Source organism: Candidatus Eremiobacteraceae bacterium, assembly GCA_035314825.1.
Lineage (GTDB): Bacteria > Vulcanimicrobiota > Vulcanimicrobiia > Eremiobacterales > Eremiobacteraceae > JAFAHD01.
Genome location: DATFYX010000066.1, coordinates 52,640 through 77,561, shown reverse-complemented (window position 1 = coordinate 77,561; position 24,922 = coordinate 52,640). Strand labels below are relative to the sequence as shown.

32 protein-coding genes are annotated in these 24,922 nt (G+C 66.3%); 16 read left to right on the top strand and 16 right to left on the bottom strand.

Annotated elements, in window-relative coordinates; translation table 11 throughout:
* Window positions 1–43 precede the first annotated feature (43 nt).
* On the bottom strand, window positions 44–748 hold the full coding sequence (locus tag VKF82_08750; protein HME82150.1) for an HAD-IA family hydrolase: 705 nt from the start codon (window positions 746–748) through the stop codon (window positions 44–46).
* 94 nt (window positions 749–842) lie between these two features.
* On the opposite strand from VKF82_08750, the gene VKF82_08745 reads away from it, so the two are divergent.
* Genes VKF82_08745 through VKF82_08730 form a run of 4 tightly spaced genes read left to right on the top strand, consistent with a single transcriptional unit; the run spans window position 843 to window position 2,950 of the window.
* Window positions 843–971: a DUF5679 domain-containing protein gene (locus tag VKF82_08745; protein HME82149.1), complete on the top strand. Its 129-nt coding sequence runs from the start codon at window positions 843–845 to the stop codon at window positions 969–971.
* 33 nt (window positions 972–1,004) lie between these two features.
* On the top strand, window positions 1,005–1,457 hold the full coding sequence (gene nrdR, locus VKF82_08740; protein HME82148.1) for a transcriptional regulator NrdR: 453 nt from the start codon (window positions 1,005–1,007) through the stop codon (window positions 1,455–1,457).
* Entirely contained in the window at window positions 1,457–1,909 is a 453-nt protein-coding gene (gene dut / locus VKF82_08735) for a dUTP diphosphatase (GenBank protein ID HME82147.1), read from the top strand. The genes nrdR and dut overlap by 1 nt, the downstream gene beginning before the upstream one ends.
* Window positions 1,910–1,915: 6 nt before the next feature.
* Window positions 1,916–2,950 carry a 2-dehydropantoate 2-reductase gene (locus VKF82_08730; GenBank protein ID HME82146.1) on the top strand — a complete coding sequence of 345 codons (1,035 nt, stop codon included), beginning with the start codon at window positions 1,916–1,918 and terminating at the stop codon, window positions 2,948–2,950.
* 7 nt (window positions 2,951–2,957) lie between these two features.
* Here the strand turns inward: VKF82_08730 and VKF82_08725 are convergent, their stop codons facing one another.
* The 3 genes from VKF82_08725 to VKF82_08715 form a co-directional block, all read right to left on the bottom strand.
* Window positions 2,958–3,401 (bottom strand): hypothetical protein, encoded by a 444-nt coding sequence (locus VKF82_08725; GenBank protein HME82145.1) that lies wholly within the window; start codon window positions 3,399–3,401, stop codon window positions 2,958–2,960.
* Window positions 3,402–3,548: 147 nt separating this feature from the next.
* Window positions 3,549–4,805: a DNA-3-methyladenine glycosylase I gene (locus VKF82_08720; protein ID HME82144.1), complete on the bottom strand. Its 1,257-nt coding sequence runs from the start codon at window positions 4,803–4,805 to the stop codon at window positions 3,549–3,551.
* A gap of 57 nt (window positions 4,806–4,862) precedes the next feature.
* On the bottom strand, window positions 4,863–5,444 hold the full coding sequence (locus tag VKF82_08715) for a hypothetical protein (protein HME82143.1): 582 nt from the start codon (window positions 5,442–5,444) through the stop codon (window positions 4,863–4,865).
* Here VKF82_08715 and VKF82_08710 point away from each other — a divergent pair.
* Both VKF82_08710 and VKF82_08705 read left to right on the top strand, forming a co-directional pair.
* Window positions 5,437–6,090, top strand: coding sequence for a DsbA family protein (locus VKF82_08710; protein HME82142.1), 654 nt, complete (start codon window positions 5,437–5,439; stop codon window positions 6,088–6,090). The two genes, VKF82_08715 and VKF82_08710, sit on opposite strands and share 8 nt — an antisense overlap.
* Window positions 6,091–6,104: 14 nt before the next feature.
* Window positions 6,105–6,506, top strand: coding sequence for a hypothetical protein (locus tag VKF82_08705; GenBank protein HME82141.1), 402 nt, complete (start codon window positions 6,105–6,107; stop codon window positions 6,504–6,506).
* 1 nt (window position 6,507) lies between these two features.
* On the opposite strand, the gene metX is transcribed toward VKF82_08705, so the two are convergent.
* From metX to VKF82_08690, 3 genes are all read right to left on the bottom strand, one after another.
* Window positions 6,508–7,542, bottom strand: coding sequence for a homoserine O-acetyltransferase (gene metX, locus VKF82_08700; protein HME82140.1), 1,035 nt, complete (start codon window positions 7,540–7,542; stop codon window positions 6,508–6,510).
* 6 nt (window positions 7,543–7,548) lie between these two features.
* Window positions 7,549–8,535, bottom strand: a complete 987-nt coding sequence (locus tag VKF82_08695) for a homoserine dehydrogenase (protein ID HME82139.1) — start codon at window positions 8,533–8,535, stop codon at window positions 7,549–7,551.
* A 256-nt stretch (window positions 8,536–8,791) separates the two neighbouring features.
* Window positions 8,792–9,601 (bottom strand): hypothetical protein, encoded by an 810-nt coding sequence (locus tag VKF82_08690; GenBank protein ID HME82138.1) that lies wholly within the window; start codon window positions 9,599–9,601, stop codon window positions 8,792–8,794.
* Window positions 9,602–9,755: 154 nt separating this feature from the next.
* Here VKF82_08690 and VKF82_08685 point away from each other — a divergent pair, with 154 nt between their 5' ends.
* The gene (locus VKF82_08685) at window positions 9,756–10,322 is read left to right on the top strand and encodes a hypothetical protein (GenBank protein HME82137.1); all 567 of its coding nucleotides are present in this window, start codon (window positions 9,756–9,758) and stop codon (window positions 10,320–10,322) included.
* On the opposite strand, the gene VKF82_08680 is transcribed toward VKF82_08685, so the two are convergent.
* Window positions 10,286–11,824, bottom strand: a complete 1,539-nt coding sequence (locus VKF82_08680) for a YifB family Mg chelatase-like AAA ATPase (protein HME82136.1) — start codon at window positions 11,822–11,824, stop codon at window positions 10,286–10,288. The two genes, VKF82_08685 and VKF82_08680, sit on opposite strands and share 37 nt — an antisense overlap.
* Window positions 11,825–11,966: 142 nt before the next feature.
* On the opposite strand from VKF82_08680, the gene VKF82_08675 reads away from it, so the two are divergent.
* From VKF82_08675 to VKF82_08640, 8 genes are all read left to right on the top strand, one after another.
* Entirely contained in the window at window positions 11,967–12,443 is a 477-nt protein-coding gene (locus tag VKF82_08675; protein HME82135.1) for a nuclear transport factor 2 family protein, read from the top strand.
* Window positions 12,444–12,575: 132 nt separating this feature from the next.
* Window positions 12,576–13,208 (top strand): hypothetical protein, encoded by a 633-nt coding sequence (locus VKF82_08670; protein ID HME82134.1) that lies wholly within the window; start codon window positions 12,576–12,578, stop codon window positions 13,206–13,208.
* Between the two features lie 84 nt (window positions 13,209–13,292).
* Window positions 13,293–13,772, top strand: a complete 480-nt coding sequence (locus VKF82_08665; protein ID HME82133.1) for a hypothetical protein — start codon at window positions 13,293–13,295, stop codon at window positions 13,770–13,772.
* Window positions 13,769–14,212, top strand: coding sequence for a hypothetical protein (locus VKF82_08660; GenBank protein ID HME82132.1), 444 nt, complete (start codon window positions 13,769–13,771; stop codon window positions 14,210–14,212). Before VKF82_08665 ends, VKF82_08660 begins: the two co-directional genes overlap by 4 nt.
* A 253-nt stretch (window positions 14,213–14,465) precedes the next feature.
* Entirely contained in the window at window positions 14,466–15,440 is a 975-nt protein-coding gene (locus VKF82_08655; GenBank protein HME82131.1) for a substrate-binding domain-containing protein, read from the top strand.
* A gap of 5 nt (window positions 15,441–15,445) precedes the next feature.
* Window positions 15,446–16,963 carry a sugar ABC transporter ATP-binding protein gene (locus VKF82_08650; GenBank protein ID HME82130.1) on the top strand — a complete coding sequence of 506 codons (1,518 nt, stop codon included), beginning with the start codon at window positions 15,446–15,448 and terminating at the stop codon, window positions 16,961–16,963.
* A complete protein-coding gene (locus VKF82_08645) occupies window positions 16,960–18,018 on the top strand; it encodes an ABC transporter permease (protein ID HME82129.1) in 1,059 nt (352 codons plus the stop codon). Before VKF82_08650 ends, VKF82_08645 begins: the two co-directional genes overlap by 4 nt.
* Before the next feature lie 6 nt (window positions 18,019–18,024).
* Complete coding sequence (locus VKF82_08640; protein HME82128.1) at window positions 18,025–18,363, top strand: hypothetical protein; 339 nt, start codon at window positions 18,025–18,027, stop codon at window positions 18,361–18,363.
* A gap of 20 nt (window positions 18,364–18,383) precedes the next feature.
* Here the strand turns inward: VKF82_08640 and VKF82_08635 are convergent, their stop codons facing one another.
* Genes VKF82_08635 through lepB form a run of 8 tightly spaced genes read right to left on the bottom strand, consistent with a single transcriptional unit; the run spans window position 18,384 to window position 23,425 of the window.
* A complete protein-coding gene (locus VKF82_08635) occupies window positions 18,384–19,073 on the bottom strand; it encodes a hypothetical protein (GenBank protein HME82127.1) in 690 nt (229 codons plus the stop codon).
* Window positions 19,074–19,078: 5 nt separating this feature from the next.
* Window positions 19,079–19,696 carry a universal stress protein gene (locus VKF82_08630; GenBank protein ID HME82126.1) on the bottom strand — a complete coding sequence of 206 codons (618 nt, stop codon included), beginning with the start codon at window positions 19,694–19,696 and terminating at the stop codon, window positions 19,079–19,081.
* A 7-nt stretch (window positions 19,697–19,703) separates the two neighbouring features.
* Window positions 19,704–19,913 carry a hypothetical protein gene (locus VKF82_08625; protein ID HME82125.1) on the bottom strand — a complete coding sequence of 70 codons (210 nt, stop codon included), beginning with the start codon at window positions 19,911–19,913 and terminating at the stop codon, window positions 19,704–19,706.
* Between the two features lies 1 nt (window position 19,914).
* On the bottom strand, window positions 19,915–20,925 hold the full coding sequence (locus tag VKF82_08620) for a protein kinase (GenBank protein ID HME82124.1): 1,011 nt from the start codon (window positions 20,923–20,925) through the stop codon (window positions 19,915–19,917).
* A complete protein-coding gene (locus VKF82_08615) occupies window positions 20,925–21,302 on the bottom strand; it encodes a YraN family protein (protein HME82123.1) in 378 nt (125 codons plus the stop codon). Before VKF82_08615 ends, VKF82_08620 begins: the two co-directional genes overlap by 1 nt.
* Window positions 21,299–21,958 carry a ribonuclease HII gene (locus tag VKF82_08610; protein HME82122.1) on the bottom strand — a complete coding sequence of 220 codons (660 nt, stop codon included), beginning with the start codon at window positions 21,956–21,958 and terminating at the stop codon, window positions 21,299–21,301. Before VKF82_08610 ends, VKF82_08615 begins: the two co-directional genes overlap by 4 nt.
* A complete protein-coding gene (locus tag VKF82_08605; protein ID HME82121.1) occupies window positions 21,955–22,767 on the bottom strand; it encodes a YlqF/YawG family GTPase in 813 nt (270 codons plus the stop codon). Before VKF82_08605 ends, VKF82_08610 begins: the two co-directional genes overlap by 4 nt.
* Window positions 22,748–23,425 (bottom strand): signal peptidase I, encoded by a 678-nt coding sequence (gene lepB, locus VKF82_08600; GenBank protein HME82120.1) that lies wholly within the window; start codon window positions 23,423–23,425, stop codon window positions 22,748–22,750. Before lepB ends, VKF82_08605 begins: the two co-directional genes overlap by 20 nt.
* Before the next feature lie 63 nt (window positions 23,426–23,488).
* Between lepB and VKF82_08595 the strand changes: the two genes are divergently transcribed.
* Window positions 23,489–24,742, top strand: coding sequence for an MFS transporter (locus VKF82_08595; GenBank protein HME82119.1), 1,254 nt, complete (start codon window positions 23,489–23,491; stop codon window positions 24,740–24,742).
* The last annotated feature ends 180 nt before the right edge of the window (window positions 24,743–24,922 follow it).

Genomic DNA, 24,922 nt, shown 5'->3' with positions numbered 1-24,922 from the left:
CGCGCGGCGCACGCGCCGTCAACCCACGATCGCAGGGGAAGAGCTAGACCAGGGTGAGCAGCTCGTCGAGCGACGAGACGCGCGGCGCCCGTTCGAATTCCGGGTGCGCGTCGTCGCGATCGAGCAGCGCGGCGCGCAAACCTGCCGCGAGCGCGCCGTCGACGTCATGCCCCGGCGAATCGCCGACGTGCAGCGCGTGTTCGGGCGCGACGCCGGCACGGCGCAGCGCCTCCAGGAATATCTCGGGATGGGGCTTCTCCCACCCCAGATGCGCTGAATCGAGCACGAAATCGAAATGGTGATGCAGCTCGACGCCGCGCAGCACGTCTTCGAGATCGCCGGTCCAGTTCGAGATGATCCCCAATGTGACGCCGCGATCGCGCAACCGCTGCAAAACAGGACGCACTTCGTCGTAGACGCGCCAGCTCAAGTGCGCGGTGAAGCGCCGATAGACGGCTTCGGCGCGATCCGCATCCTCGGGATGCGCGGCGCAGATCGCCAGCAGCACGCGATGATACTCGGTCCAGAAGCGGTCGACGGCAGCCATCGAAAACGGCTGTTTCTGCGCGGCCGGGGTGCGCGGCGCGAGCATTTCGGAGGCGGCTTTGATGCCTTCGCGCAACCTCGAATGGTCGATTTCGACGCCCAAATCGGCACACGAACGCAAAAAGTTGGTCTTTTGGTCAGGTTCCATGCAAAGGAGCGTGTAGCCCGCGTCGAAAAAGACTGCCCGTGTGGTTCGGTCCATGCTGGAGGGGCCTTCGAACTCCAGCCGGGCGGTCCTTCGCATGTCAGCGGGCCGGCCATCTGAGGGAGCAAGATAGATGCCCGAAGCGTATTGCGTGAAATGCAAGTCCAAAAGAGAGATCAAGAACCCGACGCAGATCACCATGAAGAACGGCCGACCAGCGGTGCAGGGCGAATGCCCGGTCTGCGGCACGAAGCTGTTCAAGATCGGGGCTTCGAAGTAACCATCGCTCCGGCGAGCCGGACTCGCTGACGCCATGGTGTGTCCGGCTTGCCGCAACGGCGATACGCGTGTCATCGACAGCCGCGATGACGAGAACGCTGTTCGCCGCCGGCGCGAATGCCAATCGTGCCGCCATCGCTTCACCACCTACGAGCGCACCGAAGCGGCTCGCCTCTTCATCGTCAAAAAAGATGGGCGGCGCGAGCCGTATAACCGCGACAAAGTGCTCGCCGGTCTGCGCCGGGCGTGCGAGAAACGTCCGATCTCCGAGAGCCAGATGCAAGAGATCGCCGACAACGTCGAGCGTGAGCTCTACGCGCGCGGCGAAAGCGAAGTGCCCTCGGGCACGGTCGGCGAGCTGGTGATGAGCGCGCTGCGAACGCTCGACAAGGTCGCCTACATCCGCTTCGCCTCCGTCTACCGCTCGTTCACCGACCTCAACTCGTTCCAAGAAGAGCTCGCCCAATTGCAGACCAAGAACGAATAGTGGAGATCGTCGTCGAGATCACCGTCCTGCCCGAAGGCGAAGGCTTGCCGCTGCCGCGCTATATGAGCGCCGACGCGGCGGGCTGCGACCTGCTCGCGGCGGTGCACGAAGAGATCCCGCTCGTGCCGGGCGGGCGCACGCTCGTGTCGGCCGGCTTTGCGATGGCGCTGCCGCCGGGCTTCGAGGCGCAAGTGCGTCCGCGCAGCGGCTTGGCGCTCAAACACGGTGTGACGCTGTTGAACTCGCCGGGGACGATCGACGCCGACTATCGCGGGCCTGTCAGCGTCATCCTGGTCAACCACGGCAGCGAGCCTTTTCCGATCCGCCGCGGCGACCGCATCGCGCAGATGATCATCGCGCCAGTTGCGCGCGCGCGCTTCGAGCAGCGCGAGGAGCTCGCGCCGACCGAGCGCGCCGGCGGCGGGTTCGGGTCCACCGGGCGAGGTTCGTAGCCGGCCGTGCGCGCGCTGATCGTCGGCGCGGGGGCGATCGGCCAATACGTCGCGGCGCAGCTCAAGCTCGCCGGGCACGACTCGGTGCTGCTGGCCAAAGCGGACGCCGCGGCGCGGTTGCGCGAAGGGTACGTGCTCGTCGTCGGCGACAAGACTCAACGCGTCGTCGTTCCGGTGATCACCGGGCCGGACGACGGCGCGCGCGGCGACTTCGACCTCGTCGTCACAGCGGTGAAGTCGTTCGCCACCGCAAGCGCGATCGAGTCGATCCGAGCCTTGCCGGCGTGCGATCGCGCGGCGATCCTCGTATTGCAGAACGGGCTTGGCAACGAAGAGCTGTGCGCCGCCGCCTTCGGGGACGACCGCGTCGTCGCCGGCGCGCTGACCACGGCTGTGGATAGGGCGCCCGAGCCCGGAGTGATCGCCGCCAAGAAGGGCGGCGTGACCATCGCGCCCGTCGGCGCGCCCGCGCACAACTGGATCATCGCCGCGTTCGAGCTGAGCGCTATCAAGGTTGCGGCCGCGGCAGACTGGCGCGCGCTCAAATGGTCGAAGCTGTGCACCAACCTGCTCGCCAACGCGGTGTGCGCGATTCTCGATTGGACGCCGGCGCAGGTCTACGCGGACACGACGGCATTCGATGTCGAGCGCCGCTGTCTGCTCGAAGCGATCGCGACGATGGACAAACTTGGTCTTGCGCCCATCTCACTGATCGATTTTCCGGTCCCATTGCTCGTGGCCGCCGCACGCTCGCTTCCGCCGGGCATGCTGCGTGTCGTGCTTGCATCCCGCGTGGCGCGCGCGCGTGGAGACAAACTGCCCTCGCTGCTTATCGACGCGCGCGCCCGGCGTGCGCAGACGGAAGTCGACGCACTCAACGGCGCCGTCGCGGCGCGTGCTGCCGCCAGCGGGATCGCTGCGCCCGCGAACGCCATGGTGGCGCGAGTGCTCGACGGCATCACTGCCGGCACGATACCTTGGGACGATTTTCGCGCCAAGCCGTCCGCGCTCGCCGCCGCGATCCTATCGGCGCGTGCCTAGCGCGCCGTCAATCGAAGTTCTGCTTCACCGTCCACTCTGAACCCGGGTAAGTCTTTTCCAGCTCATGCCAACCGTGGAGCAGCGCGTTGGATTCGCCGGTCTTGCGGTATCCGGTCACGCCGCTGAAGTATTGCGCCTCTGGCGCCGCCAACGCCGTCGGGAAGCGCTTGAGCGCATCCGCGTAGAGCACCTCCGCGGCATCGAACTGCCGTAGGCGAAGGCGCGCATGGGCGAGCGCCGCAAGCAGTTGCGCAGCGAATTCGGCGGGCGGCAGGTATCCGTTCCACCGGTACAACTCGTAGCCGTCCGCGTCGAGGACGCGCAAGTCCGGCGTCCAGACGTGCCGGAAACCGGCCACCATTGGTTTGCTCTCATCGAGCGTGTTGTTCACCTGGATGGGGATGCAGTAGTCAGAGATGATTGTTTGCACGAAGGTTTGAGGATACGTCACGGTATCCAGCGCTTTGCAACCCCCTCAGGTCGGGCTGAAGAAGTCGAGCAGCACCAGTTTGCCGGATTTCTTCGATTGAGCGATGGCTTCGTCAAGTGAGGAGAGCCAGCGAATCTCGTCGGGCATGGGAGCCTCCAAACGTCGGGATTATGTATTGACCGCCAGTGATGCTCGGCCGGAACTGGGTTCTCCGGCCGGCGATGGCGCCCCTGATTCAAGCTCGACGCGTCTACGAACACCTGTCGGACAGCGGTCGCATAACTCGCACGTGGGACACTGAGGCGCAGGATTGCACGGCCCAAGCGCCGCGAACAACGCAAGGGTCGCTTCGACCGAGTACGCGTCGCGCGAGAGCGCTTGGGAAATGGCGCCGATCATCAACTGTCCGGCCGTCGGAGCACATCTCGCGTCCACCAAGCCCAACCGCTCGATGACGCGGCGCGATCCCGGATGGCCGAACGCTGTGAAGAAGCCCCAGCGCTTGAGCGTCTGCCGAGCGCCGACCTCATTGATGCGCTCGAAGTCTGCCGCGAGCAGCGCCGCGAGCGCCGGCCAGCCGCTCGCCGGATCGTCCTGCGCCGCGACCTCGGCCACGCGTGCCAGATAACTGCCGTGGGATTCGACGATCGCGCACCAGCGGCGCGCGTTCTCGATGCAGGCGACGATCTTCGACCTGTTGCGGATGATCGGCTCGCCGAGCAATCGCATGATGTCGGACTCCCCGAACCCGGCCAGGACGGAAGGCCCGAAATTAGCAAACGCTCGGGCAAGCGCAGCACGCTTGCGGGCCACGATCGTGAAGCCGATACCCTGCGCGAAGATCACCTCGCACAACCTGGCAAAGGCGGTGGCGTCATTCGCCGGCGCATCGTGGTCTGCTACGTAGCGCCGCACACGCGCGGCGCTTTCGTCGGCGCCGAGCTGCGCGTCGACGACGCGGTCGATCACCCGCATCGTCGCAGCCCCGCTGCGCACCGTCGCGTTCGTGGTCTTGCGTCGCTTCGGGCGCGCGGCTTCGCACGTCGGCTGGTCGATGGTCGATGGTGTGGGCATTGTTGAGCGCTCCAGGAAAGCCATCCGGCAACGAGTTATAAAGCCGCGCCAGGCGGTCGCATCGCCCGGCGCAACGCGAGCGACGCGGATCGTCGGCCGCCACACAACGCCTGGGATGCGAAGCGCGCCCGCTGCGCGTGCGACGTAGCGACGGCCAAGGGCACGCACGTCGCGAGGTTGCGCAGCGACGAGGAGCGCCCGCAGGCCGACGGGCACGACGCATGCGTCAAGCACGCGGATGCCGACGTCGGAGGCAGCCGGACCGAGCGCAGCGAGCGCGGAGCTCGCGGATCGGCCGTTCAGGCGCTGTCGCAGCCGTTCGGTGTCGATTGAAACGAAATAAAATCGCACCACCCTCGCCCTTCAGTCACGCGAGGAGGTGGAGCGGTCAAGAGGACGTTGGGTCCTTTAGAAGACCTCGATCGGGTTGGCGCCGGCGGTGGAGAAAATGCCCTTGACCTTGTCGACGTCCGCCGTCTGATAGCCGGCCACAGCGCGACCTGCATCGAGCGCCTCTTCATAGTCGTCGGTGCGCCCATCGGGAACGTTGAGATCCGCGAGCATATCCTCCGAGGCGTTCTCTCCGCCGATCACCGTATGCGATGGGCTGCCGCCCAGACCGGGCACCTCGGTGCCGCCGGAGCTTGTGATCATGCCTCGCCCAGAGCCCAAAAGTCCTGTATCGGGTTCGCCGGTCAGTCTGAACTGCACGCCATCGTCAATGAGCTCCGGGTCCGGCGACTCGTCGGCGATGACGATCAGGTCGGCGGCGCTGAATCCCGCGGCTTTAAGCGCATCGTTGAGCTTGGAAACTGCGGCAAGGTTCTGGAAGATTCCCACGACGACCGGCATACAGGCTCCCTTTCTTCGAAGAACCCGCGGGTTCGCGCTCGTATCCGGCCAGGCCCTTTTTCTGACAACTGCGCGCCACGCGGTCTGCGCCCAGGCGGCGGCCCCGCGGCCTCCGAAGTCGCTCGCCGCGATGACCAAGCTTGCGCTCACCTATTACATGGATCTCCTCTCGTCGTGGTGCTTCGCCGCCGAGGGCCCGTTGGCAAAGCTGCGGGAACGGCTCGGCGATAGGCTCGCCTACGAGTGGCGCATCGCGTATTTGTTCGGCGGGGGGCCGATGGGCTACACGCCGCAGCTCGGGGCGTGGCAGTATCGCCGGCTCGAGTCGGTCAGCGGCGTCAAGGTCAACCCGGCGTGGCGCGACTCGTCAGACGACGCGACCTGGCACGCCGACGTCGCGGCCGAAGCAGCGCGCGGATTGGGCATCACCGACGATCGCGTCCGTCTCGCGCTCACGCACGCCGCGTTCGTCGACGGAAAGCATCTCGCAAGACGCGAGGTGGCAATCGAAGTCGCCGCGGCGGCAGCCGGGGTCCCGGCCGAAGCGCTCGAACGGGAGATGGGCGACGCTCGGACGATCGCTCGCTTACAAGAGTCGACTGCGAGCTTCAAAGCGCTCGGGGTGGAGGTTCGGCCGGCGTTCGTCTTCACGAACGATATCGGCGACAAAGCGGTGCTATCAGGCCTGTTCCGTTACGAATCACTGGCGAGCTGTGCCGACGAAATGCTCGCCGCCGCCGATGGGTACGCCGCGTACGGCGCGGCCCACCCGCAGCCGGCTTGAGATCGGAGAATGCGATGAGTCAATGGCGTCTGATCCTCACCATGCTGGTCGTCTGGATCCTGTCGATCGGCCTCGGCTCGCTCATCCACGGCTTCTTGCTCGCGCAAGACTACGGCCAGGTGGCACAGCTCTATCGCCCGGCGACCGACACCCATTTCATAACGATCTTCATCGGGTACCTCGCGTTCGCGGTCGGATCGGTGTGGCTCTATTCGCGCGGCGTCGAAGACAAACCGTGGTTCGGCCAAGGTTTGCGTTTCGGTCTGGCGATGTGGTTGGTCTGGCCGGTGGCGTCATTTCTGATCGAGTACGCGACGCAGCCTGTTCCCGAGAGCCTGGTCGTCAAGCAGCTCGCCTACGAGCTGGTCAGCAAGCTGATCCTGGGTGTCGTGACCGCGGCGATGATCCGGCGCTAGACTACGCCGTTCCCGCGGCCACCTCGTCGAAGAAGGGCCGCACGATCGACGTGAGCTGACCGGCGTCCGCTAGAAAGCCGTCGTGGCCGTGATCGCTTGCCAGCAAGGCGAAGCGGGCAGCCGGACCGAGCTGCCGCGAGGTCTCCTCAACCTCGTCCGGCGGATACAACCAGTCCGACTCGATGCCGACCAACAGTGCGGGCACGCGCCAACCCCTTGGATCGAGCTCGTACAGGTCCATGGCTTTGGTCAGATAGGCGAACGAAAGCGGATCCATTCGAGCGACCAGCTTGTCGCCTTGATGTTGGAGATACCCTTCCACATCGAAACGGGCGTGCAGCGTTTGCCCCGGATTTTCGATATCGCGATCGCCGCGGCGGCCATGCCGCTGCCACAGGAGCGCCGCGCTCTTGTACGAGAGCATGCCGATCATGCGCGCGATGCGCAGGCCGCCGGCGGGATCAAGCTTGATGGCTTCACGAGCGATGGAGTTGAGCCCGATGCCCATCGGTGAGAGCTTTCCGGTTGCGCCGATGGCGACGACGCCGTCGACCGCGTCGGGATACACAGCCGCCCACTGCAGCGCTTGCTGACCGCCTAGCGAACCGCCGATCGCCAACGCCACGCGGCGCACGCCGAGCAGCGCGAGCGCATCGTGCTGCGCGCGCACGATGTCTTCCACCGTGACGACGGGAAAGCGAGCGCCGAACGCGTCGCCGTCCGGCGCCGCGCTTGCAGGGCCGGTCGAGCCGTAACAACCGCCGAGCGCGTTGGTGCCGACGACGCAATACCGTTCGGTGTCCAGCAGCCTGCCCGGACCGATGATATCGCCCCACCATTCGGCCACGCGCGAGCTGCCGGTGAGCGCGTGACAGACGAGGATGACCGGCGCCCGCTCGTGGGGCTGGCCGTAGAACGTGGCAGCGATGCGCACCGACGAAAGCACGCCGCCGTGTTTGAGGCGAAAGCCACCGGCCGGCGCGAGCGTCGCAAACGCGTCGTGGTGTTTCAATGCCGGCATCGCCGTCTTGGTCACGGCTCTTTACGTGGTCGAGATGAGCGCTCGCTGCCGGCGAACACCCGCCACGCCGGATCGCGCAGCGAGCGCGTCGTGCAGGTCGCCGACGATCGCCGATGCCGTCGCCTCGCGTCCAGCGCCGAGACCTCCGAGCAAGACCGGCCCGGCATGGCGAGCGACGATGAGAAACGCGTTTTCCGCGCCGCGTGGCGACGCGAAGGGGTGCGCGAGAGGCAATTCGGCCGGCGCGACCGCGGCCTCGACCTCGGTGCCATGCCGGCGCGCCCACGCTTTGAGCTTGATGCGGTTGCCGCGGCGGCGCGCCTGCGCGATGTCGTCCGGCGTGATCTGCCGGATGCCGCGCCGCGGAATAGACTCCCAGCGCGGCCACTGCCCGAACGCGGTCGCGATCAGAATGGCGAGCTTGTGCGCCGCGTCGATGCCGTCGATATCGGTGCTCGGGTCCGCCTCGGCGAATCCGGCGCGCTGCGCGGCGAGCACCGCATCGTCCATCGAGAGGCCCTCTTCCATGGCTGACAGCACGAAGTTGGTCGAGCCGTTGACCACGCCGCCGACCTCGAGTATCTGGTCATGAGCGGCAAGATGCCGCAACGTGCGGATGACCGGGATCGCGCCTCCGACTGCCGCTTCATAGGTCAGAGTCGTCTGATGTTCGCGCGCGATGTCCGCCAGGCGCGCGCCGTGAGCGGCGATGAGCGCCTTGTTGGCCGTGATCACGGGCACGCCACGGCGCAGCACCGCCTCGACATAGCCGGCGGCAGGCTCGACGCCGCCCAAACATTCGATGACGACGTCGTGTCGCGGGTCGTCGAGCACGCGTTGTGCGTGAGTCGTCAGACGCGGATAGACGCTTTCAGGCCGGCGCGGCTTGGCGAGATCGCGCACGAGCACCGCGCCGAGGCGCGCGTGCGTCTCGCACGCTGAAAATCCGGCGAGCAAGCGCTCCGCGACACCGCCGCCGACGACCCCGCATCCCAGCAACCCGACCAAAGCCGATCCGTCTTCTTCCAATTATCATTCCCCGATCGCCGCCTGCAATGGCGGCAGAAACGAAACAGCCCCTCGCTTTTCCGGTGAGGGGCTGCGCAAGGCGTTTGTGTTAGTCCGCTCTACTCTTCGCGCATGCACCGCGACCGGAACTCTCGGCGAGTCCCCGTCATCATGGTGCAGCACGTGCGGCGGCGTTTCATAGTGCGGCCCATGATAGCACAGCACGTGTGTGGTGTCAACGCAATGGGGGCAGTCGTCAGGCTAGCTTAAGGCCCGAGGTCGCTTTCGTCTGCTCATCGTGGTAGCGGATAAGCTCGTCGAACCCCGGAGCGACGCTTTCCACGCCGATAGTCTTGACGAAGCGGCAGGTCGCCAACAACGCGATCTTCGCTTCATAACCAGCCAGCCAGCGATCGTAGCGCTCTTGGACTTGGGGCGTCTCGAATGGGAATTCGACCGGCGGGTTGGACATGCGGCAGCGCCAGGGTTTTGGGGTGAGGCGCGCACGGAACGAATCCTGCGAACGGCACAAGCGCACGTATAAAGGATCGGAGCCGAACTCGGCGAGCAGCGACTCGGCATCGGGATCGCCGGCTTTGAACGGCGCGTTGGTCACGATGAGGCGATGGCCGCCGGCGGTCTCGTACACCCGCGCAGACAGATCGTGCCGCTGCACGACGTTCTTCACCGCGTCGAGCGTCGCCGCATCATCGGCGGGCTGCTCTTGCGCCTTCGGCTTGCTGAACAGCGACGAGAATATCGTGCCGAGCGTGGGGGCGCTGCCCTGATATCCGGGGCGATCGATGTCGACGAACATGAGCTGGTCGGTGTTGAGCACGAGCGCGCCGTATGCGTTTCGCGTCACGATCGCAGACGCGCCGCCGCCGTCTGCCCCGAGCCGTTGCACGACAGGTTCGGGCAGGGGTTTTTCGGCGTAGGGATACCGGTGTTTCGTCGTAAGACCCGACGCGACGCGATCCGCGACTTTGCTCGCGAGGTCGAGGGCGCACTGATACGCCGCCTCGACGCTGTCATCAGACCATCCGCGCGCGGAGACTTTGAACACCTTGCCCTTTCGCGAAACCGATTGCGCTTGTGCGCGCGTCCAAAAGCGGGCGAGCCTCATGCGGCAATCGTGCAGCGTGCGGTCGCCCAGTTCCTGCGGGGAATCCGGCACATCGCCTAAGAACCGAACTGCCGCCGACGCTCGGAGAGAAAAGATGAGACAAACCGATCGCTTCCTGCTCATTGCGCTGACGTCGATGGCGCTGACGTCCTTCTGCGCGGATCGCGCTGCGGCGGCAGAGCCAGACACTGCGAGTCTCTTGCAGCCGTTGCAAGTATTCGCGGCGGCCTACAATCGTGCCGATTGCACGTTTCCCGCAGACGCCTACACAGACGACGCGACGACGATCGATGAATTTGCGCCCTTCTCGTGGCAGGGGCCGAGGGCGGCGCGCACGTGGTACGCGGCCACGACCAGCTGCGACAAGGAATCGGACTATCAGCAGTTCCTCGCCGAGCACCAGGTCTTGACACTCGGTGCGCTTGCAACGGTTCGGCAGGAGGGGAACCACGCATTCGTCGTCATCGCGACCAAGCTCACATTCCAAGCAAAGGGCCGGACGTACTTACAACATTTGTATTGGACCGTGTCGGAGATCCAGGCCGCTCAGGGCTGGCGCATCGACGCCCAGGGATGGGCGCTCGTGGACGAGGCCCCGATGAAAATAGATGTCAATAACGCGCGCTATGTCGAAAATGGCGAGCGGTCCAGCGACCGATAACCGATCGCCTCAGCCACGTGTTCCGGTGCGATCACCGGTGCGTTCGAAAGATCCGCGATGGTGCGCGCCACACGCAGGATCCGATCGTGCGCGCGGGCCGAGAGATGAAGTTTGGAGACAGCGGCGGCGAGCAGTGCTCGGCAGCGATCGTCCAGCGCGCAATGATCGCGCAGCAGTTTCGCAGGCATTGCCGCATTTGCGCCGGTGCTGCCTAAGCGCGAACGTTGGAGGCGCCGTGCCGACTCAACCCGCGCGCGAACTGTGGCTGACGGCTCAGCTCTGAACGTGCGCGACATGTCGTCGTACGGCAGACGCGGCACTTCGACGTGCAGGTCGATGCGGTCGAGCAGCGGGCCGGAGATCTTCGACAGATAACGCGAGATAGCGACCGGAGAGCACGAACAGCCGTGCAGCGGATCGCCGCTGTAACCGCATGGACACGGATTGAGACTGGCGAGCAGCATGAACGCGGCCGGAAAAGTTATCGCGCGTCCGGCGCGGCTGATGCTGACGACGGCGTCCTCCAACGGCTGGCGCAGCACCTCGAGCGCCGAGCGCGGAAATTCGGGCAGCTCGTCCAGGAACAAGACGCCGCGATGCGCGAGCGACACCTCGCCGGGCCGCGGACTCGAGCCACCGCCGGCCAACGCAATCGCGCTGACCGTGTGATGCGGCGCGCGAAACGGCCGCGAACGCACGAGCTTCGAGCGGTCGCGCAGCAATCCGCTCACGCTGTATAGGGTCGTGACCTCGAGCGCTTCATCGGAGGTCATCGCCGGCAATATCGAGGGCATGCGGCGCGCGAGCATCGTCTTGCCGCTGCCGGGCGGACCGACGAACAGCAGATTGTGGCCGCCGGCGGCCGCGACTTCCATCGCACGCTTGGCGCGCTCTTGGCCTTTCACGTCTTCGAGATCTTCTTCAACGGCGCGGACGCCTTCGTCCGCAACCATGTGGGCGCGGCCATTCGAGGGCACGCCCGGCGCGCCGCGTCCGAGCACGACGTCGACCGCTTGCGCGAGCGTTCGCACCGGATACAGCGTGAGACCGTCGACGAGCGCGGCCTCAGCCATATTGTCGGCCGGCACGATGAGGCGCCGGTGGCTCGAACGCCGCAACGCGACCGCGATCGGCAGGACGCCGCGCACCGGCTTGACGGCACCGTCGAGCGCGAGTTCGCCGACGGCCACGACGTCGCGCAAGCGGCGCGCGTCGATCTGCTGGTCCATGCCGAGGATCGTCAGCGCGAGGGCGACATCGAACGCCGCGCCCTCCTTGCGAACGTCGGCCGGCGCGAGGTTCACCACTACCTTATAGGTAGGGAAAAGGAAGCCGGACGAACGGATGGCGGCGTTGACGCGCTCTTTCGATTCTTGGATCGAGCGGTCGGCGAGACCGACGATGTGGATGCCGACGTCGGTGGTGGGAATGCCGACGACTTCGACCCGGACGACGTACGCGTCGATGCCGCGCACCGCCGCGCAGTAGCCGATGGCGAGCACAACCGTCCTATCACAGATGGTAGGCAGGACGTCAAGCATGCGTCGCGCCGGGACGCCCTACCCCGCCACGACGCGGGAGAAAGCGCGGGCGCGGGTGAAGGCCCGGGCCACAACCCGCTCCGAGGAAAGGAAAGACAGTCCGATGTTGACTCGCCTTACGTTTGTCGCCGTTGCGGCATTGGTGCTCCTCTCGGCCAGCGTCCCCACGCGAGCCGACACGCTGACCAAAGACCAGCAGGACGTGCGTGCGCTGTATACGGCGTTCATGGGTGCCCAGAACCAGCACGATCTGCCCGGCACGCAGAAGTTTCTCTGGGATAATCCGAATCTTGTGTGGCTGACCGTCGGCGGCCCGATTTTCGGTATGACGGCCGTGACCAATCACCTGAAGCAGCTGTTCTCGGGCGTCTGGAGCGCCAGCCCGGACTACACCAACACGAACATCGTGATGCGCACCGCGACGACGGCCGACGTCATCGCGCCGGTCAACATCACCGCAACGGTTGGCGGCACTCCGTATACCGCGAAGTCAGTCGTGGTGACGATGTGCATCAAGACGGCTGACGGCTGGCGAGTCGCCGGCGTCGTGCCGGTAGCGGCGGCCGTCAAGAACTACTAGACGATCGGCTTCGAGTTCTCGCGGCGGAAGCATCGAACGATGCTTCCGCCTTAGTTTTTCCTGAGCTTGGGGTTTCTCTGAGAACGCAACGACACGCCTCCGCTTGACGTAACCACAGTGGAGGTTGATACCATGACACACAGCAAGACCTTCCAACCGATCGCCCGCTCGTTCGTCGCCGCCACCTTGGCGCTGATCGTCGCGGCTTCGATGACTCGACCCGTCCTCGCCGACGGCGCAGCATCGACGCGCAACATCATCCTCGGTGCAGCGGCAGTCGTGGCAGGCATCGTCATCTCCGACAACGTCCATCACAAACAGGTCGCCGCGAACACGATCGTCGGCTACACGCGCGACGGGGGGACCGTGTACGCGGACGGCCGCATCGTGTATCCGAACGGCACTGTGCTCTACGCCGGCAACAACGGCACGCCGTGCTCGTGGGATGGGTCGCAGCAATACTGCGGCAGCACGCCCGCGGTCTACTACCCGAACAGCGGCTATGGCTATCAGAACAACGGTTACAATTATCAGCCGACACCGGTCTACAATAACAACTATCAGTACGTCCGCACCAACGGCCGGTCCGACGCCGATGACCGCTACGACCGCGACGACACGCGCAACTACCACTACTACAACACATCTGACGCGAATCGCTATCGCAACGGCAACCCGCAGTGGAACGGCCAGCGCACGGTCGGCCAGCGTGGCAACTGGGCGTGGCAGAACAACAACTGGAATGGCCAGGGGCGGGACCACTAGCATCGTCGCACCGTAAAGCACGGACATCCAGCCAGCCGCGGCGTACGAGCCGCGGCTGGTTTTCTCGCGCGCAACGCATAACATATGAAGATGGCTCCACTGCAAAAGCTCATAGTCGGCACCTTCATCGTCCTTGCGCTCACCCTGGTGATTGGGAGCGCGTTCCTATTCCCAGCTCTTGCGGCGCGCGGACGGTTCATGGCTGACGCGTCGTGTTCGGACGTGACGCCGAGGAGCGCGAAGCCTGCTGCAGAGGGGAGCTGCACCTCGGTGCCGGCGTTGGTCACCGGAAAATACCGGCGCGACCTTGGCCGCGGGAGATCCGACCTGCATGTCACGTTTGCGCAGACGGGGATCTCGCGCGACGTGGCGCTCGGCTTGAGCTCGGCGGCGGCGTGGCAACAGTCACAGTCCGGCCAGTCCGTCAGAGTGATCTATTTCCAGGGCCAGCCCGTCTGGCTGGCAAGCGGCCTCGCATTGGTGCAGACGGCCGCCAATCCGAACTTCATCGTGTTCAAGACGATGCTGGCCCTGGCGATCGCGCTCCCGACGCGCCGCCGGTGACAGCCCGGACGTTTGACCGGCTCGTCGAGAAGCTATCGTTTGGCGACGATGTGCAACGGGCCCGAAGCGCGGACGCCGCTGAAAAGGCGAGCTCGAAACGGCCCGAGCTGCTCGCGCGCCACAAACGGGCGCTGCTCCGACTGCTCGCGCGCGAGCAGCGCAAAGAAGTGCGTTGGCACCTTGCGCAAATGCTGCCACGGCTGTCATTGTCTGCGGCCGAACGGCGCGATGCGGCGCGGGTCCTCATGCGCTGGTGCAATACCGATCCAAGCGCGATCGTGCGCGTGTGCGCGCTCCAGGCGTTGTGCGGGTTGGCGGACGTCGACGCGCGATTTCGGGCGGCAGCGCTCCGACATGTGAGCAAGGCGCTTGCAGGTGGCAGCCCGGCGGAGAGAGCTCGGGCGCGCCGGCTGATCGCTCGCCTGCGCGCCCGGGGTTGAATCCGATTTTTGCGGTTTTTTCGAAAGGCCGGTTCCCGGGAATTGCAGCACCGCGCCTCGTAATCGCACGCTGATGGTGCTCGCGCACGTGTCCTTAATGGCTTTAGGCGGGCTTAACTATCCCCGCGTTCTCTATCCACATATCCACACAAACCGGAGCGAAGCGTGTGGATAGGAGCGCCGCGGCTTTCTCGAACGCGCATGCGACCCGTATCGTTCGGCAGGACGAACGCGGCCGCCTCAGGAGGTTGATTTGAAACAGCGTGGCCTTCGGATTCTGGCGATCGCCGCGGCGATCCTGACGTTGGCGAGCTGCTCTAAGAGCTCGTCGCCCACGGCCGCGCAAAGCCCCGGCACGACGGCGAGCGCCGCCGGCAACGTGTCCGGCTCGAAGAGCATCGGCGTTTCCCTGCTCGACCTGCAAGCCCAGTTCTATCAAGCGATGGAGCAAGGCATGAAGGACGAGGCGGGCAAGTACGGCTACACGATCGTCTTCACCGACGCCAATCACGACCAGGCCAAGCAGACGTCGCAAGTCGAGGACTTCCTCAGCAAGCACGTCGACGTCATCATTCTCTCCCCCGCGGACTCCAAAGCGGTCGGACCCGCGATCGTCGAGGCGAACAACGCAAAGGTGCCGGTGTTCACCGCCGACATCGCGAGCACGGCGTCGCGCGGCACGGTGGTCTCGCACATCGCGTCCGACAACATCCAAGGCGGCCAAGTCGCGGCAGATCTGCTCGGCGCGGCGCTCAACGGAAGCGGAACCATCGCGATCATCGACGAGCCCGAAGTCACATCGGTGCAAGATCGCGTGAAAGGCTTCAAAGATGAGCTCGCCGCGAAGTATCCCAACGTGCATATCGTCGCCGACCAGCCCGCAGGCGGAGAACGCGCGATGGCGGCGTCGGTCACCGACAACCTGCTGCAGCGTTTTCCGAGTCTCGCCGGCATCTTCGGCATCAACGACGATTCGGCGCTCGGGGCGCTGGCCGCGGTGAAATCTGCCGGCAAAGTCGGCACGATCAAGATCGTCGGATACGACGCCAACCCCGAAGCCAGGACCGCGATCGACGCCGGCCAGATGGTGGGCGACCCCGAACAGCATCCCGATCAGATCGGCAAGCTGACGATCGACGCGATCCACGATTATTTCTCCGGCAAGACGCCGCCGGCGAAGATACCGGTCGCCGTCGGTTCGTACACGGGGCCAAGCACGGCGAAATAGGCGACATGCCGACAACGGACGCCTCCGCAGCGGCGCCGCCGTACCTGGTCCTGCGCGGGATCTCGAAGAGCTATCCGGGCGTGCGCGCGCTCGACGGCATCGATTTCGACGTGCGCGCCGGCGAAGTGCATGCACTGGTCGGCGAGAACGGCGCCGGCAAGTCCACGCTGGTCAACGTCCTGTCGGGCGCGGTGCGCGCGGACGCCGGCAGCATCGAAGTCGCCGGCCGCGACGTGACCATCACCGATCCGCGCCAATCAGAGGCGCTCGGCATCGCGGTGATCCATCAGGAGTTCAACCTGGTGCCGCAGCTCACCGCGGCGCAGAACATCATCTTAGGTCACGAGCCGGTGCGCGGCATCGCGATCGACGTCCGCGCAGCGCGCGCGCTGGCCGCGGCCGCGCTCGCACGCCTGGGCGTCGACGTGCCGCTCGACGCACCCATCCGCACGCTGTCGGTCGCGCAGCAGCAGATGATCGAGATCGCCAAGGCGCTCTCGGTCGAAGCGCGCGTGATCTTCATGGACGAGCCGTCGGCGGCGCTGACCGGCCAGGAGGTGGATCGCCTCTTCGCCATCATCCGCACGCTCACGGCGCACGGCGTCGGCATCGTCTACATCTCGCATCGGCTCGAAGAGGTGTTCCAGATCGCCGATCGCATCACGGTGTTCCGCGACGGCCGGCTTATCGAGACCAGGCCGCGTGCCGACTTCACGCAAGACGACGTCATCAGGCTCATGGTCGGGCGCGCGCTGGACGCGCATTACCCGGCGCTGCCGCCGGATCCGCCGCACGACACGCCGCTGCTGTCGGTGCGCGGGCTGACGATGCCTGGGCGCATCGCCGATGTCGACCTCGACGTCTATGCCGGTGAGATCTACGGCATCGCAGGCTTGGTCGGATCGGGCCGCACCTCGCTGCTGCGCGCGATCTGCGGCGCCGACCGCTTCGCTTCGGGCACGCTGACGCTTGCGGGCAAGACGCTGCACCTGAAAAGTCCGCACGACGGCATCGCCGCCGGACTCGCGCTGGTCACCGAGGATCGCAAGACGCAAGGCTTGGTGCTGGGCATGTCGATCCGCGAGAACGTCACCTTGCCGCATCTAGCGGACTTCTCCGAGTTCGGCGTCATCGAGCGAGGAAAGGAGACGGCCGCCGTCGCAGGCCTGGCGGCTGAATTACGCGTGCGCGCGCGGTCGATCGAACAGGCCGTGCGTTCGCTTTCGGGCGGGAATCAACAAAAAGTCGTGCTCGCGAAGTGGCTGTTGGAACGGGCGACCGTCATCTGCTTCGACGAACCGACGCGCGGCATCGACGTCGGCGCTAAAGCCGAGATCTACGAGCTGATGGTCTCGCTTGCGCGATCGGGGACCGGCATCATCATGGTCTCGTCCGAGCTGCCTGAAGTCCTGGGCATGTCGATGCGCATCGGCGTCATGCGAGGCGGCCGGCTGGTGCGCGAGTTCGCGCGCGGCGAAGCCACGCCCGAGACGGTGATCCGCCTGGCGACGGGCGCCGCATGAGCACACCGCTTGCGCCGATAACTCCGCCCAGCGCGCAAGCCGCCGAAACAGCGGCTGCCAAAGCGGCGGCCGTCAACCGGCGCAACGCGGCGTGGCGCGCCGCCGGCCTCATCGCCGGCCTCGCGGTGCTGCTGGGCCTGCTGAACGCGCTGACCCACGGCGACTTCCTCGCGCCCGGCAATGTCATCAACGTGCTGCGCCAGATATCGGTGAACGCGATCCTGGCTTCCGGCCAGACATTCGTCATCATCACCGCAGGCATCGACCTCTCGGTCGGCTCGCTCATCGCGCTCACCGGCGTGCTGATGGCGGGCGTGCTGGCGGGAGAATCATCGGCTGCGCTCGGCGTCGTGCTGGCGACGCTCGTCGGCGTCGGCGTCGGCGGTGCCGCCGGCTCCATCAACGGCCTGCCGGTCGTGCGCTTCAACCTCCCGCCGTTCATCACGACGTTGGCGATGATGCTGATGGCGCGCGGCGCCGCGTTCTTGTTCACGGGCGGCCGGCCGATCGAGATCGACAATCAAGCCTTCAACTTCATCGGCAGCGGACTGATCGGTATCGGACACATCTTCAATATCCCGGGCATCCCGGTGCCGGTCATCATCATGCTGGTCGTCGTGCTGGCCGGCAACTTCGTGCTCACGCGCACGCGCTTCGGGCGTTACGTCTATGCGATCGGCGGCAACGAAGAAGCCGCCCGGCTGTCGGGCGTCAACGTGTTCGGCGTCAAACTGTCCGTCTACATCATCTCCGGGGCGCTCGCCGGCGTCGCCAGCCTGCTGCTCGCCGCGCGCCTGAACTCGGGCATCCCGCAATCGGGCCAGGGCTACGAGCTCCAGTCGATCGCCGCCGTTGTTGTCGGGGGCACGTCGCTGATGGGCGGGCGCGGATCGCTGGTAGGCACGTTCGTCGGCGCGCTGCTCATCGGCATGCTGTATAATCTCATGAATCTGCTGAACGTCCAGTCGTACGCGCAGGAAGTCGTGCTGGGCGCGGTGATATTGGCAGCGGTACTGCTCGACGAGCTGCGCAAGCGCTACTTCGCGTCAGGATAAGGAGACATGGCGGAACATATCTGGGAGCGGTTGGACCCGATGGTAGCGCGCTGGAAGAAATTCACCGGTCCGGACGACGCCGAACGCCTCGCGGCGGTCGAGCACTCGCTCACGCCCGAGCTGCAGCGCCTGCTCAAAGAGTTCGACGAGGTGTGCACCGACATCGACTCCTATGTCAGCGCGCTGGAGAAGAAATACGGCGTGTTCGAGACCGGCGATCTCGGCGCGGACGCAACGCCCGATCCCAAAGATGTGACGCGCCACCAATCGCTGCTCGCGCTGCGCCAGGCGTACAGCGACGCGGGCGCGGAGCTCGACGACCGCACGGCGACCGGCGAGGTCTAGGCAGCGCCGAACCTAGCGGATCAGGTGTGCCAGGTCGAGTCCGGCAGCGTGATGTCCACTTGCACGTCGGTATACACTTCGTGCCGCGCGACCATCCCGGCGGTGTCGTATTCGGTGAGCTCGACGGGCAGGCCGTTCGCGCCAAGAGTCATGACCTCTTTGGCGATGCCGTCGTCCTGCGCAGGGTCCTGCGGTACGCCCGTCATCGTGAACCGCTCTCCGGCGACCGTGACGTCGGTCGATTTCCATTTGATCGACTTGATCTCGTCGAGGTCCGCGCCGAAGCTGGCCTGAGCGATCGTGCGCCCGCGCATAGTGGTGGCGATCTTGTTGTGGATGTTCAGGTTCAGATGGATGATCGAGAGGAAGCCGCCCTGATGCCCGTTCACCGTGTCGCCGCCCTGCCATACGGCCGCGCTGCCTTTGCCGTCGCCGCCGACGATGTCGAGCCGCACCGACGTCGGCTTTTGGACTTTGATGACGTAGACCCGGTCCTGGACGCGGCCGTTGAGGTACTCGCGCGACGTGATCGTGCACTGATACGTCTTGAGCGCATCCCAGGCGGTTTGGTACTTCGCGATCCACTGTTCTGAGGTCATCGGCGCGCCGGGCGAACCGGCGGGTGAGGGCGCGGGCGACGCGGCGCCCATGAGGACGACCGAAGCGGCCATCAGGCCGGCCGCAGCGTCGATCACGCCCAAAGGTCTCATCGCCATCATTTCCCCTTATCCGCGACCATGTCGGCCGGCGCGACGCTCAGTATGCTTTTCGCGTCGATGCTGGATACGCCGATCAGCACGTCGGTCGTCGTATGCGTGGTCACGAACTCGATCGCTTTGGCGAGCGGCGCGCCCGCATAGCCGTGTTCGCGATACGTGCCCATGACGATAAGGCTAGCGCTCTCTTCCTGCGCCGCCCGGAGGATGGCAGTTCCCGTCTGGCGGTCGCGAATCATGCGCGTTTCGATGTCGACTCCCGCCTTGCGGGCGACCTCCTCGGCGGCGTTCAACGAAGCGAGCGCACGCCGCTCGGCTTGGGGCAGATCGGCCTCGATCGGCAGCGTGTACGGCACTTCGATCACGTAGATGGCGACCACGGTCGCCTGCTGCCGCTTGGCCATGCGGGCGGCAAGCGCCATCAGCACGAGCGAGTTGATGTCGGTCGAGAAGACGACCAGCACCTTGCCTGAGATCTCACTGGCCTGCGTGGACGCGGTCTGCGCGATGAGCGCCGAGCGGCTCAGCGCCGGATGCAACATCCAATACAGCGTCGAGCTCACTGCGCCGACGACGACCAGCGCGATGACGATGCCGAGCGGGTCCGGCGTGATCACGAGAGCCTCACGGGCGCGCCGGTCCGCGCGCTGCGCGCAGGTAGATGAGCCCACGCCACAGCGCGGCCGCGATGAGCAAGGCCAGGACCAGATAGGCGAAGGCGGTATCGCTCGAAGGCGGTGCGATGACGGTCAAGCGCACCAGCGCGATGATGCCCAGCGCGGCGATGGCGAACGAGGTGAAGATCTTGAAGCGCAGGCGGCCGGACGCGAGCATGTCAGCGCTCGCGCTCTTCGATGACGATGTCGATCGCTTCGCGATAGGAGCGCTGCGCGCCGTCCGCATCGCCGCCGCGCCCCGCCAGGATGCCGCGTTCCATCAGCGCCAGCGCTTCCGCGTACGTGCTGCGCGAGAGCGCGTTCTGCGACGACGTCGCCTGCGGCAAGGTCGTCGACCAGCCGGGACCGCCGCGTTCGCGCGCTGCCTCGAGCGCGGCGCGCAGCGATGGTGCGTCCGGGAAGCGGCGTTGGGGTTCGCTCTCCAGCAGGCGCACGACGATGCGGTCGAGCTCGGGCGGGATGGCCGGGTTGAGCAGGCGCGGCGGCCGCGGCACTTCGTTCACGTGCGCAATCATCGTCGAGACGAGATCCTCGGATGATTCGGCGAACGGCAGCGATCCGGTCACCAGCTCGTAGATCAGCACGCCGACCGAGTAGAGATCGCTCGAGCGGTCCCCGGTCTTGCCCATGAAGCGCTCCGGCGGCAGGTACGCGACCGTGCCGACGATCTCGGAGCTTTGCGACAGATTGCCGACGTCGGACATGCGCCGCGCAAGCCCGAAATCGGTCACTTTGACGACGCCGTCCTCGCCGACGATGACGTTGCCCGGCTTGATGTCGCGATGCACCACGTCGTGCTCGTGCGCGAACGCGAGCGCGCCGACGACCTGCAGCACGAGGTCGACCGCGCGCGCGACGGTGCAGGCGCTGCGGTCGATGTCGCGGATCGTCGCGCCATGCACGCACTCCATGATGATGTACGAGATGTGCGAGTCCATGCCGACGTCATAGACCGCGACGATGTTCGGATGGTTGAGCCGAGCCATCGCCTGCGCCTCGGCGAGAAACCGGCGATTGACGTCGTCCGAGTGCGCCGCGAGCACCTTGATGGCAACTTCGCGCTCGAGCCCGTGGTCGTAGCCGCGGTAGACCTCGCCCATCCCGCCCGAGCCGATGCGTTCGACGATGCGATAGCGGTCGGCCAAGACCGCGCCGGGCTGCAGCTGCATCAGATCGCTTCGAACGCCGCTTTGAAGTGCGTGATCTCGGTCCGGGCCGAGGTGCGCATGACGCTGATGACGTCGAACCGGATGCGCGGGAAGACGCGCCCCGAGAACGCGAGGTACGATTGCGCGGCGCGCGCGACGCGCGCCTGTTTGAGCGGCGTGACGGCCTCGATCGGCGCGCCGCGGCTCAGGGTGCGCCGCATCTTGACCTCGATGAAGACCAGCGTGCCGCCGTCAAGCGCGATCAGATCGATCTCGCCGCCGCGGCAGCGGAAATTGCGCTCGAGCACGTGATAGCCGCGGTCGCGCAGGAACGTCGCAGCGGCCGCTTCGGCTGCGCTGCCGGCGGCAACGGTCGAGACAGCCTTGCCGCGCGTCACAAGGCATCGCTCTCGTACATGAACTTGAGCCGCGGCGAGACCACCGGCATGAACGAGCGGCGATGGATGGCGCACGGACCCAGCCGGTCGAGCGCGTCGAAGTGCGATGCCGTGCTGTAGCCCTTGTGCTCGGCGAAACCGTAACCCGGATACTCGGCCTCCATGCGCGACATGAAGGCGTCGCGCGCGACTTTCGCGACGATGCTCGCCGCGGCGATGGCGGCGGACTTGCGGTCGCCGCCGATGATCGGCGATTGGGGAAACGGGCAGCCCGGGATCGACAGCGCGTCGACGAAGACGCGGCATGGCGCTTGGCTCAAGCCCGCCAGCGCTCGGTTCATCGCCACTTTGGTCGCCGCCAAGATGTTGATGCGGTCGATCTCGTCGGGCTCGACCCAGCCAAGCGAGACGCATACCGCCTGCGCGCGGATGGCCGCGTCGAGATCGACGCGGCGCAGCTCGGTCACCTGCTTGCTGTCGTTGAGGAATTCCAAGCGCAGCGGCGCCGAGATGATCACCGCGCCCGCGACCACCGGCCCGGCCAGGGGACCTCGCCCGACCTCGTCCACGCCGCAGATGTAGCGAGCGCCGCTCTCCCAAGCGGCGCGTTCGTAGGCGTGCAACCGACGAAGACGCTGACGTTCTTTGGGGGTCACGAAGCCTCTCTCGGAAGTTCGAACGTGAAGCGGCCGAGCGTGCCTGCGCGGAATTCGACGAGCAGCGTGCGGGCAGCCCCGGCGCGGTCGACTTCGCCGCCTTTGCGCAGCATCCCGCGCGCGCGCGCGAATTCTTCGATCGAAACGCGCGCAGCGGCGTGAGCGGGCCCATGCTCTTTCAGCCACGCGCCCAGACGTTCGACGACCGCTTCGGGATCGTACGCGGTCTCCGGCAGACATCCGCACGCGGCGAGCTGCCACGCCGCATCGCGATCGACGATCTTGGGCGGCAGCACGCCCGGCGTATCAAGCAGCTCGGTGCCCGGCACAAGCGCGAGCCACTGAGCGTGGCGCGTCACGCCAGGCCGGTCCTGCGCGCGCGCGCGCTTGCGCCGGCTCAGCCCGTTGATGACCGACGACTTGCCGGTATTGGGAGCGCCGACGACCGCCACGTGCAGCACGGCGCGGCGCCGCGGCGCGCTCGCGATAGCGGTGCGCACGGCGCGCAGCGTCGCCGCATTGGTGCCCATCGTCGCGTACGCCGGCCACTGCGCGCGCAAGGCGCGCACCCACGCCGTGGTCGCACGCGGATCGGCGAGATCCTCGCGGTTGAGCACGATGAGACGAGGCTTGGCGCGCAGCTTGGGGTGCAATCCTGCGACGGCCGTGGCGGCGGGCACGCGCGCGTCGCGCACCTCGACGACCAGGTCGATAAGACCGGCGAACTCATCGAGTGCGCGCATGCCCGCGGCCATATGGCCGGGGAACCAGCTCGCGGCGGCCTTGTCCTTAGCGGATGAGCGCGGCACGGTTGAGCGGCCATACGACCAGCTGGGCCCGGCCGATGATCGCCGTGCGCGGCACGGCGCCGAACGCGCGCGAGTCGTCGGACTCGGCGCGATTGTCGCCGAGCACGAAATACGAGCCTGCCGGCACGCGCAGCGCGGGCGAATTCGCGGCATCGGGCTTGGATAGGTACGGTTCGGGCAGCTGCAGGCCGTTCACGATGACTGCGCCGCGTGTGATCGCGACCGTCTCGTTGGGCACACCGATGACGCGTTTGAGATAGACTTCTTCTCCGTCGGCGCCTGCGTGGATGAATGCGACGACGTCGCCGCGCTCGATCGGGTAGAGCGCGTGGTCGAACAGCGGGCGATCGCCGCCGCCCACGCGCAGATCGTACGCGAGCGTGTTGATGACGACGTGTTCGCCGGCGCGCAACTGCGGTTCCATGGAGTGCCCGCTGACCTGCGGCAGGCGAACGAAGAACAGCGCGAGCAAGATGAGCAACGCAGCCGCTTCTGCCGCGAGTTTCGCGGCGCGGACCAGCGCGCGGATGAACGGAGAGGGGGTTGCAAGCTCGCCCGGCAGCGGCTGGGGAACGGCATTGGCGTCCGCGACGATGGCATACGCAGCGGTCGGATCGAGTTGACCGCCACCGTGCCATCGAGGAGCCGGCTGTCGCACGGAATGACGTGTTCCGTGCGCGCGGCCGCGCGCCCTTGTCGCGGCGCGCAGCGAAGGGCGCGCGTGCGGGTGGCGGCAAACATCCCGCGGATGGCGGTTTCGAACCCGGCACGCAGCATTTTCGCCGAACGAAGCTTTTCGCTCTACTATGCGGGGCAGCTGTTGAGCTATTTCGGCGATGGATTGCGCGCGCTTGCCATCCCGTTGCTGGTCTTCAATCTCACCGGGTCGGCGCTCACGCTCGGCGTCACCTACGCGCTCGAGTTCTTGCCGTTCTCGCTGTTCGGATTGGTCGGCGGATCGCTGGCCGATCGGCTGGACCGGCGCCGGCTCATGATCGGCTGCGACTTCGTGCGCTTCGCCATCATCGCGCTCTTCGCGGTGCTGTTCTGGCGCCACGCGCTGACGCTGCCCGTGCTGTACGTCGGCATCGTCATCGTCTCGATCGCGGCCGCCATCTTCTTGGGCGGGCAATCCACCAGCATCCCGTATCTGGTCGGCGGAGAGCGATCGGGGAGAGCGGTGGCGGCGCTTATCGCCGCCGAGCAGACCTCGAACCTCATCTCGCCGCCCTTGGGCGGCTTGCTGTTCGCCCTGGGCGGCGCGCTGCCGGCGCTCATCGTCAACGCATTCACCTATCTGACATCGCAGATCTCACTGCTGCTGGTGCCCAGCATGGGGCCGGACAACCCCGGCTCGCTGCCTTCGATGCGCGAGATCTGGGCCGACATCGCCGAGGGCTTCCGCCTCATGCACGACGATCGCGCGATGCTGGCCGCTGCGTACTGCAGCCTCTTGCTCAACCTGTTCGGCATGATGGCGATGGTAGTGTACATCCCGTTCATCAAACTGGAGTTCCACGCCAGCGATGCGCAAGTCGGCCTGAGCTACGGGGTGCTGGCGCTCGGCTCGATCTCCGGCTCGCTGCTCGGCGGCGCCACGGTCGGCAAATGGCCGTTCGGTCCGGCCTTGCTGATCGCGTACGCGATCGACGGATTGATCTTCGTGCCGGTCATCTTCGCGCACACCTTGTGGTTCGCGGTCATCTTCTGGATGTTCGCCAGCGCCGGCGGTTCGTTCGAGGTGACGCAGATCATCAGCTGGCGCATGCGCGTGACCCCGCACGAGAAGATAGGGCGCGTCTTCGCGGCGGTGCGCCTGATCGCGCTGATCGGCGTCGTGCCGGGCACGCTGATCGGCGGCGCGCTGGCGCAGCTGCACGGGCCTCGCGCAGCGATCATCGTCTCGACCTTTGGTTTTCTCATCATCGCGCTGGGCGCCGCCGCCGTGCCCGCTCTGCGAAACGATCGGCGTTAGGAGGACCTTGATGACGCTGCGCGATCACGAGCTCAAGAACCGGCAATTCTGGGACCGGACAAGCGCCCAGTATCAAGCCAAGCCGGCGAGGACATCCCGGAATTCGGCTGCGGCGCGGCGCAGATGTTCCGCTCGTTCACGCGAGCGCCGAAGAGGTGCCGCGATCGCGCAGCCGCTTAC